The sequence below is a fragment of the Paenibacillus oryzisoli genome (assembly GCF_050467285.1).
Classification (GTDB): Bacteria; Bacillota; Bacilli; order Paenibacillales; family NBRC-103111; genus Paenibacillus_E; species Paenibacillus_E oryzisoli_A.
Genome location: NZ_JBCMUN010000020.1, coordinates 101,546 through 114,712 on the forward strand (window position 1 = coordinate 101,546; position 13,167 = coordinate 114,712).

Annotated in this window: 12 protein-coding genes; 10 read left to right on the forward strand and 2 right to left on the reverse strand. The window is 53.7% G+C overall.

Annotation, left to right across the window (positions count from 1 at the left end):
• From fba to ABE504_RS28105, 4 genes are all read left to right on the forward strand, one after another.
• Complete coding sequence (gene fba, locus ABE504_RS28090) at positions 1-876, forward strand: class II fructose-1,6-bisphosphate aldolase (protein ID WP_430095239.1); 876 nt, start codon at positions 1-3, stop codon at positions 874-876.
• Positions 877-1,920 carry an inositol 2-dehydrogenase gene (gene iolG, locus ABE504_RS28095; protein ID WP_430095241.1) on the forward strand — a complete coding sequence of 348 codons (1,044 nt, stop codon included), beginning with the start codon at positions 877-879 and terminating at the stop codon, positions 1,918-1,920.
• A complete protein-coding gene (iolB, locus tag ABE504_RS28100) occupies positions 1,908-2,723 on the forward strand; it encodes a 5-deoxy-glucuronate isomerase (RefSeq protein WP_430095243.1) in 816 nt (271 codons plus the stop codon). Before iolG ends, iolB begins: the two co-directional genes overlap by 13 nt.
• A 100-nt stretch (positions 2,724-2,823) precedes the next feature.
• Positions 2,824-3,837 carry a LacI family DNA-binding transcriptional regulator gene (locus ABE504_RS28105; RefSeq protein ID WP_430095245.1) on the forward strand — a complete coding sequence of 338 codons (1,014 nt, stop codon included), beginning with the start codon at positions 2,824-2,826 and terminating at the stop codon, positions 3,835-3,837.
• Between the two features lie 36 nt (positions 3,838-3,873).
• Here ABE504_RS28105 and ABE504_RS28110 read toward each other — a convergent pair whose 3' ends face one another.
• Complete coding sequence (locus tag ABE504_RS28110; protein ID WP_430095247.1) at positions 3,874-4,749, reverse strand: AraC family transcriptional regulator; 876 nt, start codon at positions 4,747-4,749, stop codon at positions 3,874-3,876.
• A gap of 152 nt (positions 4,750-4,901) precedes the next feature.
• Here ABE504_RS28110 and ABE504_RS28115 point away from each other — a divergent pair, with 152 nt between their 5' ends.
• Positions 4,902-6,878, forward strand: a complete 1,977-nt coding sequence (locus ABE504_RS28115; RefSeq protein ID WP_430095249.1) for a beta-galactosidase trimerization domain-containing protein — start codon at positions 4,902-4,904, stop codon at positions 6,876-6,878.
• Positions 6,879-6,932: 54 nt separating this feature from the next.
• Here the strand turns inward: ABE504_RS28115 and sspI are convergent, their stop codons facing one another.
• Positions 6,933-7,136: a small acid-soluble spore protein SspI gene (sspI, locus tag ABE504_RS28120; protein ID WP_430095251.1), complete on the reverse strand. Its 204-nt coding sequence runs from the start codon at positions 7,134-7,136 to the stop codon at positions 6,933-6,935.
• Between the two features lie 166 nt (positions 7,137-7,302).
• Here sspI and ABE504_RS28125 point away from each other — a divergent pair, with 166 nt between their 5' ends.
• From ABE504_RS28125 to ABE504_RS28145, 5 genes are all read left to right on the forward strand, one after another.
• The gene (locus ABE504_RS28125; protein ID WP_430095253.1) at positions 7,303-7,968 is read left to right on the forward strand and encodes a potassium channel family protein; all 666 of its coding nucleotides are present in this window, start codon (positions 7,303-7,305) and stop codon (positions 7,966-7,968) included.
• Between the two features lie 14 nt (positions 7,969-7,982).
• Entirely contained in the window at positions 7,983-8,810 is an 828-nt protein-coding gene (locus ABE504_RS28130) for a TrmH family RNA methyltransferase (protein ID WP_430095255.1), read from the forward strand.
• A gap of 985 nt (positions 8,811-9,795) precedes the next feature.
• Complete coding sequence (locus tag ABE504_RS28135) at positions 9,796-10,923, forward strand: amidohydrolase family protein (protein WP_430095257.1); 1,128 nt, start codon at positions 9,796-9,798, stop codon at positions 10,921-10,923.
• A 4-nt stretch (positions 10,924-10,927) separates the two neighbouring features.
• Complete coding sequence (locus ABE504_RS28140; RefSeq protein ID WP_430095258.1) at positions 10,928-11,302, forward strand: Rieske (2Fe-2S) protein; 375 nt, start codon at positions 10,928-10,930, stop codon at positions 11,300-11,302.
• Between the two features lie 112 nt (positions 11,303-11,414).
• On the forward strand, positions 11,415-13,160 hold the full coding sequence (locus ABE504_RS28145) for a sensor histidine kinase (RefSeq protein WP_430095260.1): 1,746 nt from the start codon (positions 11,415-11,417) through the stop codon (positions 13,158-13,160).
• Positions 13,161-13,167: the final 7 nt, after the last annotated feature.

The window sequence follows — 13,167 nt, forward strand, 5'->3', positions numbered from 1 at the left end:
ATGGCGCTCGTTTCGATGAAGGAGATGCTGCACCAGGCGCTGGAAGGCCAGTATGCCGTTGGGCAGTTTAATTTAAACAACCTGGAGTTTACCCAGGCGATTTTGCAAGGGGCGCAGGCGGAGCACGCGCCGGTCATTCTCGGTGTCAGCGAAGCGTACATTCCCTACATGGGCGGACTCCCGTGCATTGCGGGTATGGTCAAGGCGCTAATCGCCCATTATGGCATCAACGTTCCGGTGGCGCTGCACTTGGATCACGGCTCAACCTTTGAGGTGTGCGTGCAGGCGCTTCACGCCGGCTTTACGTCGGTGATGATCGACGCCTCGCACCATTCGCTTGAGGCGAACATCGATGTGACGCAACGCGTGACACAGGTGGCGCACGTACTTGGCGCCACGGTGGAAGCGGAGCTGGGCCGCATCACCGGGCGGGAGGACGATCTCGTCGTCGACGAGGCGGAAGGGATGTATGCCGTGACGGAAGAATGCGTTCGCCTCGTGCGCGAGACCGGCATCGATTGCTTGGCCCCGGCACTCGGCTCGGTGCACGGCCCTTATCGCGGCCAGCCTAAGCTGGGCTTCGACCGGATGGGCGAGATTCAGCGGCAGACGGGCTTGCCGCTCGTGCTTCACGGCGGCAGCGGGCTGCCGGACGAGGAGATTCGGCAGGCGATCCGCCTAGGTACGTGCAAAATCAACGTCAACACGGACAATCAGGCGGCTTGTACGGCGGCGATTCGCAGTTTTTTGAATGCGCATCCGGATGCTTACGATCCCCGCAACTATCTGATTCCGGCGCGCGAAGCTGTACAACGTACGGTGCAATCGAAAATTCGTTTATTTGGTAGTTCAGGCAAAGCGGGAGGGCATGCATAGATGACGAATAGGGCGAAAGTGAAAGTCGGCATGATCGGCGCGGGGCGCATCGGGAAAATTCATGCAGACAATTTGCTGAGACTGCCGCAGGTAGAGGTTGTGGCGGTCAGCGATCTTTTTGCAGGGGATGAGCTGGAGGCTTGGGCGGCGGAGAGAGGCATTGGGCTGGTTGTCCAAGACAGTGCGGTGCTGATCGCGAATCCGGATATTGATGCGGTGTTTATTTGCTCCTCGACCGATACGCATGTGCCTCTGATTGAGCAGGCGGCGAAGGCGGGGAAACATATTTTCTGCGAGAAGCCGGTGAGTATGGCGATTGAGCAAACGGAGAAAGCGCTGGAGGCGGTGCGTGCAGCGGGCGTAAAGCTGCAAATCGGTTTTAACCGCCGGTTCGATCATAACTTCAAGCGCGTGCGCGAGCATGTGCAGGGAGGGACGATCGGAGAGCCGCATATCGTGAAAATTACGTCCCGCGATCCGAATCCGCCGCATCCGGACTATATCAAGGTGTCCGGGGGCATTTTCATGGACATGATGATTCACGACTTCGATATGGCCCGCTATGTGTCGGGCAGCGAAGTTGAAGAAGTGTACGCAGCGGGCGGCGTGCTGATCAATCCGGTGTTCGCCGAGCATGGCGATGTCGATACGGCGATTGTGACGCTGAAGTTTGCGAATGGGGCGCTCGGTGTCATCGACAACAGCCGCCAAGCGGTCTACGGCTACGACCAGCGCGTGGAGGTGTTCGGCTCGAAAGGCAGCGTGGCGGTCACGAACGATCACCCGAATACGGCGGAAATCTCCACGGCAGAGGGGATTACGCGCGATAAGCCCTTGCATTTTTTCCTGGAGCGTTACAACGCGGCTTATATGGAAGAAACGCAGCTGTTTATCGACAGTCTTTTGAAGGGGACGGCGCTGCCGGTGGAAGGCAATGACGGCCTGCAAGCCGAACGGATTGCGCTTGCCGCCAAGCTGTCGAGAGAGCTGGGACGTCCGGTGCGGCTAGATGAGATGAAGGAGTTGATGGCATGTCGAAGCTAATTGTCGGGCCTGCGTTAACGCCGGATCAGGAAGGTGTCGTGCTATCGGTCACACCGGCATCGGCGGGATGGACGTATGTCGGATTTCAAGTCGTGAAGTTGAAGGAAGGCGAGACGCTGCGCCGTGATACCGGCAGTCAAGAGGTGTGTCTCGTCCTGCTGAGCGGAAGAGCGGATGTTGCGACGAAAGGGGCGGCTTGGCGCGGGATTGGACAGCGGATGAGCGTGTTTGATAAGACGCCGCCTTATTCGGTCTATGTTCCGAATGAGGACTGGTATGGGGTGCGGGCGCTGACGGATGTGGAGATTGCCGTATGCGCCGCTCCCGGGCGCGGAACTCATGCGGCGCGCTTGATTGCGCCTGCGCAGGTCGGCGTCGAGACGCGCGGCTACGGCAATCTGGAGCGGCTGATTCATAATATTTTGCCGGAGGAGGAGCCTGCCGACAGTTTGCTTGTCGTGGAAGTGTTCACTCCCAATGGACATTGGTCCAGCTATCCGCCGCATAAGCATGATCGCGACGACCTGCCGAACGAGTCGCTGCTGGAGGAAACGTACTACTATCACGTTGAGCCGAAGCAAGGCTTTGCGCTGCAGCGGGTGTACACGGACGATCGTTCGCTGGATGAGACGCTGGTCGTGCGCGATGGGCAGACGGTGCTGGTCCCGGAGGGATACCATCCCGTGTGCGCGCCTCCGGGCTATGACGTGTACTACTTGAACGTCATGGCGGGGCCGACGCGTACGTGGAAGTTCCATAACGATCCGGACCACGCCTGGCTGATGGCGAAGCCGAGCGAATAGATGAGCTGGAAGCCCGCGGGTTATTGCAACTCGAGGGCTTTCTCCGCATAATAGAAGGAATGAATCACGATTCGGAATTGAAGCGGGCGGAGGAAGCAAGATGAAAGCAACGATTTATGATGTGGCGCGCGAAGCGGGCGTATCGATCGCAACAGTTTCGCAGGTCATTAACGGCAAGGGGAAAATCAGCGAGGAGCGGCGGAATGAGATTTTCGGCATTATGGCGCGTTTGGATTACCGGCCAAGCGTCATTGCGGCTGCGCTGACCGGGAAAAAAACGTACACGCTCGGGCTGCTTGTCCCCGATATTTCCAACCCGTTCTTCGCCGAGATGGCGCGCGCAGTGGAGGATCAGGCGCATCATGCGGGCTACAGCGTCGTCATTTGCAGCACGCATAACGAGGATGAGCGGATCGAGAGATACCTGATGCTGCTGCAGCAAAAAAGCATCGACGGCCTGATCATCGGGACCGGGATGGATAATAACGACCTGCTCACTCCGCTCGTCTCGAAGGACATTCCGATCGTTTCCATCGCCCGCGAAACGCGGAGTCCGCACACGCTGCCTGTGCTCGTCAATGATTATGCCGGCGGCCGGCTGGCGGCCCGCCATTTGCTGGAGCAGGGCCATACGCGGATCGCGGTGATTGCCGAGAGCCTCAAGGTCAGCTCCAGCCGGGAGCGGATTCGCGGGGTGCGCGAGGCGCTGCACGAGGCGGGGCTGGAGCTGCCGGACGCGTTCGTCTCCGCCGGCGGACACGATTTGCTGTCCGAGGGCAAGCGGCAGGCGCTGGCGCTGCTGCAGCCGGCGGAGCGGCCGACGGCGCTGTTCTGCTGCAACGATTTGCTGGCGATCGGCGCCTTGCAGGCCGCCAAAGAGCTGATCTTGCGCGTACCCGAAGAGCTGTCCATTGTCGGCTTCGACAATACGATCCTCGCCTCGGTGACAGATCCTCCATTAACGACGATTGCCCAACCGATCGAGGAAATGGGCAAGCTGGCGGTCGATCTGCTCATCAGCGAGCTCGGTAAGGCAGCGAAGAAGCGTACGCACGAAAGAACGGTTATCGAGCCGGAGCTTGTCGTTCGCAGTTCGACTGCGGCGCCCCAATAGGCACAGGATGCGTCCTGCGCTGCATCGTGAAGCACCTCACACATACCCATAAGCAGACCTTCGGTAAGCGCTCGGCGTGCTCCCGACGGTTTTGCGGAACATCCGGATAAAGTAGTTATAATCCTCGTAACCCACACATTCTCCGACATTTTGAAGCGATAGTTCGCTCGTGCGGAGCAAACGCTTCGCTTCCTCCATCCGCACCACATGATGATACTGCAGCGGGCTGAGTCCCGTATGCTTGCGCAGGCAGCGGGCGGCATAATCCTCATTGAAGTGCAGCTCATCCTCCATCTGCGCCGCATGATACGGCTCGCGAAGACGGGCTTCGAGATAGCGCATCACCTGTGCGGCGATGATGGAAGAGCGGCTGCCGAGCCGCTCGGTCCGCAGGGAAGCTTGCAGTTGCGAGAGCAGCCTTCCCAGCAGCAGCTGCTGATCAAGGGCAGCTTCCATCGTCAAGGAACGCCGCAGCCTGAGCATTTCCTCCAAAATGGGTTCCACCGCCACCCGATCGTACGTACCGAATTTAGGCAAATACATATATTGCTCCTGCGGCGCCAGATCGCTATCACGTCCTTCACGCACGCGGACCGACCAGGCGACTTGATGATCCGGGAGTCTGGCCGCCGGGGACTCGTGCTTGAAATGCACCCAGTAAATCCCGGTTGGCTCCGTGCAAGCTTTGTGGCCGATGTGGGGGACGCCGGGTTCCATCAGCAGCATTTCACCTGGACCGATCTCGTAAGCTTGTTCCCCTTCCGTCATGTACAGCGTCCCGCTGCGAACGAGCAGCAAGTCGTACACATCGAAGGTGCGTCCGAAGTGCTGGGCCTGGGCTGGCCAAGTGGAGTAGCCGATGGTGAGAAATTGCGGCAAAGGCGGGATGCGAAGCTGCAAACAGTCGGTCATAGATTGGGGCCTCCCTTAGGATGGAAACGGTATGTTCTCTCTCTCAAAAGTTAGTCGAAAATGTGCTATTTTTAGTCGATACTATGACTATATCACGTTCGCTTTTCAAACTATAGTTAAATTAACTACAGGGCCAGGAGGCGACAGTACTTATGCGTTTTCGTCAAGTTCATCTTGATTTTCATACGTCGGAAGCGATCCCGGGGATCGGGCGCGATTTTGATAAAGGGCAGTTTCAGGACATGCTTCGCAAGGGGCACGTGGATTCCATCACCGTTTTCTCGAAATGCCATCATGGCTGGGCTTACCATCCGTCCGAAGCCAACGAGATGCATCCGCATCTCTCCTTCGATTTGCTCGGGGCTATGATCGAGGCTGCACATGAGATTGGGGTTCTGACGCCGGTCTACCTGTCCGCAGGGCTGGACGAAAAGCTGGCGCGCCGGCACCCGGAATGGCTGATCCGGGACGTGAACGACAACACGAACTGGGTGGATGGCTTCATGAAGCCGGGGTATCACCAGTTCTGCATGAATTCGCCGTATCTGGACGTGCTGCTCAGTCAGATCGACGAAGTGGTTCGCCGCTATGACGCGGATGGCATTTTCCTCGACATTGTCGGCGTGCGCAAATGCTACTGCCATACGTGCGTCGGGCAGCTACTCGCCGAGGGAAAAGATCCGCGTGACACTGCCGCCATTGTAGAGCTTGGCGAGCGCACGTACGCGGCGTACACGCGCCGGGTTCGCGAGACGATTGACGCTGTGAAGCCGGGACTGCCCGTGTTCCACAACGGCGGGCATATCCGCCGAGGGCGCCGGGATCTCGCTGCGATGAACTCGCACCTGGAGCTGGAATCGCTGCCGACCGGGGGCTGGGGCTACGATCATTTTCCGCTGTCCGCGCGTTATGCGCAGGGGCTTGGAATGCCGTTTCTCGGCATGACGGGCAAATTCCACACGTCGTGGGGAGAGTTCGGCGGCTACAAGCATCCCAATGCGCTGCGTTATGAGACGGCGCTCAGCATCGCGAACGGCGCACGCTGCTCGATCGGCGACCAGCTGCATCCGGAAGGTCGGATGGATCCAGCGACGTACGCGATCATTGGCGCGGCTTACGCCGAGGTAGAGAGTAAGGAGGCGTGGTGCGCAGATGTGCGGAGCGTCGCGGACGTCGGTTTGTTCTCGGTCGAGGCCGCAGCGCTGCGCCAGGAGGAAGGCGCGGAGCGAACAGGCGATTCCGACGCCGGTGCGGTGCGCATGCTGCTCGAAGGCCACGTGCTGTTCGACGTGATCGATATGGGGAGCGATTTCCAGCGCTATCGGGTGATTATTTTGCCGGATCGTATTGCGATTACGGATGAGCTTGGAGAGAAGCTGAAGGCGTTCCTTGCGCAGGGAGGCAAGCTGCTGGCCACGGGGGCATCGGGGCTGAATATGGAGGGGACCGATTTTGCCATTGAGCTTGGCGTTCGTTATGCCGGGGTGAATCCGTATAAACCGTCGTATTTCCGTCCGTATTTTGCGTTGGAGAGCTTGCCGGAAGCCTCTTTCGTGTTCTATTCGAAGGGGCAGCAGATCGATGTGACCGAGGAGGGAACCGTGCTGGGGCACCGGGAAAATCCTTATTTTAACCGCGACGTGTTCACGTTCTGCTCCCATCAGCATACCCCAAGCGCGCTCCAGCAGGACGGTCCGGGTATGGTTGAAAGCCGCAGCGGCATTTATCTCGCGTGGAACGTATTTGAGGAGTACGCAAGCGTGGGCAGTCTCGTGTTGAAGGAAAGTGTGCTTTACGCACTGAATAAGCTGCTTGGCGCTGCAAAAACGCTCTCGACCAACTTGCCGGCACAAGGCGTCGTTACCCTCATGGAGCAGCCGGCGGAAGGTCGGTATGTGAATCATCTGCTGTATGCGGTGCCAGTCAAACGCGGGAAGGGCGTAGAGGTGATCGAGGATCTGATGCCGGTGTACGGGACGAAGGTGTCGGTGCATCTGGGCAAGCTTGTGAAAAAGGTGTATCTGGCCCCGCAAATGACGGAGCTCGCTTTCGAGATGGATGCCGAGGGGACGGTGCATTACGAGGTGCCGAAACTGCTGTGTCATCAGATGGTTGTGATGGATGTATAAAAATGTAAAAGCCTGCGGCTGCAGGCTTTTTTCATGTAGAGCCGCGGAACCCGCTTAGGCGAGGTGGCCTTTCAGCGTTTCCACGATCGTATCCTGTGTGCTTGCTTCGCTGTGCTGCCAAATAATTTCAAAAAGCACGCCGAGTCCGGGCAGCACCCGCTCTTCTCCACCGATGGAGTCCTCAATGATCTCTTTTAACTCATCATCCGATTTGTTGTTAACGCGCTGGAGAATGGCTTGTCTTAACGTGATGTTCATACGTCGACCTCGTTTCTATTGTCAGTATCGGAGTTAATATGTGCAAAAGGGAGCTGCTTCATCCTTTTTTCTAAAGGAACGGGAAAGGTCCTCATGGAAAAAGTGAGATCAGGGCATCATATATGGTATACTGAGGAAAATCTCGGGATATGGGGGCACAGACACGGTGAGTGTAAGAAAACAGTTTGCGGTAATCGGGATTGGCCGATTTGGCTCTGCGATTGCAAAAACGATAACGCAATTGGGGTTTGAGGTATTAGCTATTGACGAAGACGAGGAGACGGTGCAGGAAGTTTCCTCCTACGTGACGCATGCGGTGCAGGCGGATTCGACCGATGAGGATGCAATGCGGGCACTGGGACTCCGCAATTTTGACGTGGTGGTCGTCGCGATTGGAGAAGACATTCAGGCGAGCATTCTGACGACTATTATCCTCAAGGAAATGGGAATTCCCAAGATTGTCGTGAAAGCAGTCAACGACTTGCACGGCAAAGTGCTGAATAAAATCGGCGCCGACAAAGTCATTTATCCTGAACGAGATATGGGGCAGCGGGTTGCGCATCATTTGATCTCATCCAACATTATCGATTATATCGAACTGTCTGCGGACTATAGCATCGTCGAGATTAAGGTCTCCAAGCAAATGATCGGCCGCAGCCTGCGGCAGCTGGACATGCGGGCCAAGTACGGCTGCAACGTCATCGCGATCAAGCAAAATGAGCAATTGGTCATCCCGCCTAGTGCAGAGATGCCCTTGCGGGCCGAAGATGTGCTCGTGATTGTCGGGAAGAACGAAAGTTTGCAAAATTTTGAGATTACTTTTTCGGAGTAGGAAGTCGGGGAAAGATGCGTACATATTCAGAAATTTTGTCTGTGCAAAATGCAAGAGTCAAAGAGTGGGCCTCTTTACTCGAACGGCGCGGCCGCGACAAACAAGGCAAATACCTCATCGAAGGGTACCACCTGCTTGAGGAGGCGTTAAAAGCAGGGGCAGCGGTCGAAACGATCCTGTTCCTCGCGGAAAAAGGGCTGCCCGGCGAGCTCGCTTCGCTCGAGGGCGCCGCTGCAGTGGAATGGATCGGCGTCAGCAGCGCCGTGCTCGCGAAGTGCTCCGATGCGCAGACCCCGCAAGGGGTGCTGGCGATCGTCGCGAAGCCCGCGGTCGGCGCAGATACGCTGCTCGCCGGCGCGCATGATCTGGTCGTGGTGCTGGACGGCGTCCAGGACCCCGGCAACCTCGGCACGATCATCCGCAGTGCGGATGCCGTCGGAGCCAACGCCGTTGTGCTGGGTAGCGGCACCGTCGACCTGTACAACCCCAAGACGATCCGCTCGACGATGGGATCGCTCTATCATTTGCCGATCGTGGAGGCCGATCTGGCGGATCTGCTGCCGCGCGCGCGGGAGCGCGGCGTGCAGCTCGTGACCACGAGCCTGCAGGCGCAGCGCTCGTGTTACGAGACCGACCTGCGCGAGCCGGCGTGGCTCATCCTTGGCAACGAGGCCAAGGGGGTGTCGCCGGGTGTGGCCGCGCTGTCGGACGTACAGGTGATCATTCCGATGCAGGGGCAGGCGGAATCGCTGAACGTCGCGATGGCCGCGACGGTGCTGCTGTTCGAGGCGATGCGGCAGCGGATGTATCCCGCACAAATAAACTCATCACAGAGCAAATAAACTCGTGTGGGAGTAAATAAAGTCGTCTCACCGACCTATCCACCGATTATTTCCCGACCAAAACCCAGGCAAATAGCCGGATATGAAGCCGGAGAAATTGGAGTGAGATTAGCCGCGGCGGTGATTTGATGTAAATTCAAATGACTGGCATTTTTTCGGGTTCTTCACCGATCAATTGCCCAGTCATTTTCTTTTACGTGAGGGTATTGAATGGGCTTGTGGCGGCTTCAGGATAGGGTTTACAGCGGGGGAGATGTAGGAGCAGGCTTTTCCTTGCCGGATGATTTGAATGCAGGAGAAAGCCAGTAGGGAGTCGAAATTATGTTGAAATGAGACTGGGAAAGTGGATCGGGAAAGTGCTCAAATCCCAACCCAACCTTAACCTTATTATTACGACTTTATTTTTATTTCCCAAGCTCTACCTCAAGCGATTTACCCTGTTTTGACCTGATCTTATGATACGACTTTATTTTCTCATGTTGTGGGGGAGAAAGCCTGAGAATGCTGGTCGGACAAGGGATTGCGGCGTTTTGGTGAGTGCTAATGAAGTAAGATGACTTTATTTTCGGTGCATAGGATGTTTAACAAATAAATAATTTCTGTCCAGGAATAAAAATTCATATCCACCGACGGACTAAAGACTGGAAACCGCACGGGCATTTCCCCAAGCGATTCTCCAGTCTTTTTTCTCTGACGCAGCGAACAGGGCAGGCATTAAGTTACCGCAGCTAACCGGTCTGCTCCTTGAACCCTCTCTGCCCTGGTCCGGGAAAAGTAATCACGAAACATCTAACCTGGCGTTATTTCAAAAATCCATTCGCAAGTGTGGGGATCGCCAATGTAGGCATCGATCTTAAAAATTCGTACCTTTTCACAATATCCGGTGATTTCTGATTCCCACTAGAAATATTATACTCAGTTTATTGAAAGCGCTTAAGGGGGCTTTTAACTTAACTAAGTGAACATGGAAAGGGGTATCGAACCAATGCTCCAAACGAAAAAAAGTAAGAATGAAAGTGGAACTGCTGCCGACAAGAAAGGCATCGGTGTGATCGACTGCGACATACACCACAATATCCCGAATATCCAAGCCATTTTTCCTTATTTGCCGAGGAAATACAAGGAGCAGATCGAACTCTGGGGGCCGCTTCATGGAGGCTTCGGAATGAACGGCGGTCTGCATGGAAGGCGGTTTGATGCGTTCCCCGAAGGGGAACGGCAAGCGGGATCCGATCTGGCGTTCATGATCAAACAACATTTTGAAGAATATAACGTTAAGTACGGCATTTTGACTGGCGAATTTGTAGGATGTACGATGGTTCCCGACCCTTATTATGCAGCAGCTCTGTGTTCCGCATATAATGATTATACGATTGAGCATTGGCTGGAAAAAGATTCGCGTCTGCGCGGATCCATCAACATTCCTTACCACGATATTGCCGCTTCCGTCAAAGAAATAGAACGGGTTGGCTCACATCCTCAGATGGTACAGGTTTATGTCCAGGGTGGAGCAGCACATCCGTACGGCCAGAGGAATTATCATCCGATTTATGAAGCGTGCATAAAGCATAATTTACATTTCGCCATTCATGTTGGTGGAGAAGGCGCAGGCCGCAATGCGTCGACAACTGGAGCGGGTTATCCCTCTTATTACATTGAAGGGCGCGCGGCTCGCCCGCAAGTATTTATGGCTCACATGGCGAGCTTTATATTTGAAGGCGTGTTTGAGCTGTTTCCGCAATTGAAAGTGCTCTTCATCGAAGCGGGCGTTTTCTGGATCGCACCTTATTTTTGGCGGCTGGATCAGGATTGGCGTGCACTTCGCCCGCAAACGCCTTGGGTGGAGAAGAAACCGAGCGAATATTTGCAAACGAATATATACTACGGCTCGCAACCGCTGGAGGAAGTACCGAATAAGGCGCTGTTCGATCTTATGATGGAGGCGTCCTATGCCTCAGAGCGGATGTTGTTCTGCAGCGATTATCCGCACTGGGACTTCGATTCGCCGAAGCTGACATTTCCGAAGATGGATAAAGCGGTGTCGGATAACATTTTTTACAACAATGCAGCCAAATTGTACGGATTGCCGCTGCATAAGCCTACGGAGGAGTAAAGGCATGACGCGACATTATATCGGAACGACCGATCAATTTCCCATTGGGGAACCGAAGCTGGTTCAGCTCAACGGCCGCAATATCGGAATTTACCGCTTAAGCGGCAACCGTTTTCATGCACTATTGAATTACTGCCCTCACCAAGGAGCGGAGCTATGCAAAGGTCCAGTCACTTCATGGATCAAGTCGTCGAAACCAGGGGATTTCCAGTATGAAAAAGATGGTGAAATCGTTCGCTGTCCTTGGCACGGCTGGGAGTTTGACATCCCGACCGGCTGCATGGTTGTGGATCGTAAAGTGCGGACACTGACGTACGATGTCACTGTAGAATCGTTCGACGTATCTGTCGACCAAGGCAACGTATATATAGAAATGTAATCATAGGTTATAATTGCAGTATCCCCTTCAGGTAGACAGTGTTAAGAATTAACACTTATGTTTACAGGGAGGGGATTTTTTGCGAATAAGCTCCGGAAAGGAAAGACCACGAATGGCCAAACAACGTTATTTTTTGCCCATGCGTATGAAATTTCTCTTGTTTTTTATTTTATTAATTACGGTTCCGTATTGTATAAGCGGAATATTTACTTACCGTAAATATTCTGCGGATGTCGACCGCAATATGCGCGATTCCACGCTAAAAATTATGGAGCAAATGAATGTGAATATGGATCGGTATGTCAAAGATATTGACCGAGTGACACAGGCTCCCCTGTATGATCAAGAAGTTCTGGGCATTCTTCTCCAACATGGCGGAAGGTATAATCCAGAACTTTATTTATCTGTTGAAGAGCGAGGTAAAATCAATTTGTTCTTATCTTCTTCAACGAGCGAGAGACCGGAAATTAACGGCATTATGATTTTTACAAAAGACGGCGGCCTATTCAGCAGTTCGGTAAACAGCATCAAAACTTATTGGAATTATGAAGAGAACGATTGGATGGCGGGAGTAGAGAAATTAGGTGGCGGGCTTGTGATCGTTCCGCCGCATTCGGCGGATTATTATTTTCAACCGCTCAAGGTTGTATCCATCGCCAGGGTGATCGTTCATCCAGAGACCCGGGTTCCTATTGGTATTATTAAAGTTGACCTGACTATGGAAGGGTTCCAGCGAGTGTTGTCGGTAGTCGATTTTACACCTAACAGCCGTTTTTTTGTTTATAACCGCGATAGGGTGCTGCTGTATCCGTTTGAGCTTAGCGATTCCCCGGAGCTGTCTTTTGAACAAGTAACCCGCAATACGCCGGATTATATCGTTTCTAATGTTTTTTCTAATTATAGTAAATTATCGTTAGTCGGACACATCCCGCTTGCCGATTTGCGCAAGGATGCGCAAGAACTGACAACATTTACCGTTATTATATCTGTCATTTCATTGATTGCCGCTTACGGAATAGCCGTCCTTATCTCCAATCGTTTGGTTAAGCCGATTCGTCATCTGCAGAGTCGGATGAAGTTGGTGCAAAGCGGGGCGTTTAAAGCGAAAGCTGCAGTAGTTGCCCACGATGAAATCGGTCAATTAACGATTGCTTTTAACACCATGGTGGATGAGCTGAACCGGTTGGTGCGGGAAGTGTATGAGACCCGAATCAGGGAAAGCGAAGCGGAATTGTCCGCTCTGCAGAGCCAGATCAATCCACATTTTTTATACAATACCTTAGAGTCGATCAATATGCTGGCGCTTCATAATCAACAGCTGCAAATATCCGATACGGTAACAAGCTTAGGCAAACTGCTGAGATACACCGTTGAGAAAATGGAAAGGCCGGTGACCTTGAGAGATGAACTCCTGTTTGTAGAGCATTATTTGCAAATCCAGTCGTTTCGCTTGAAAGACAAGCTGCATGCCGAAATCGAAATCGAACCTTCCTACGAAGATTGTTGGGTGCCAAAGTTGATTTTGCAGCCGCTGATTGAGAATGTAATCGAACATGCTTTGAAAAAAGAATCGGTGACGATTCGAGTGTCTGCCTATTTTCAAAATGATGACCTGGTTATTACGGTGAAGGACAACGGGATCGGATTAACAGAGCAGCAAATTCACGAAATCGAGCAGCGAATAAACCGTAAAAATCCAATGCAGCAAGAGCTTGACCATTTTGATAAAGTGAACAAAGGCTTTGGTCTTAGAAACGTGCACCAGCGGTTAAAAATAATATATGGTGACCAATATGGCGTGTTTATCGATAAAGGCGTGGAAGAAGGGGCATCCTTTATGCTAAAAATACCTGTTTAAAATGGAG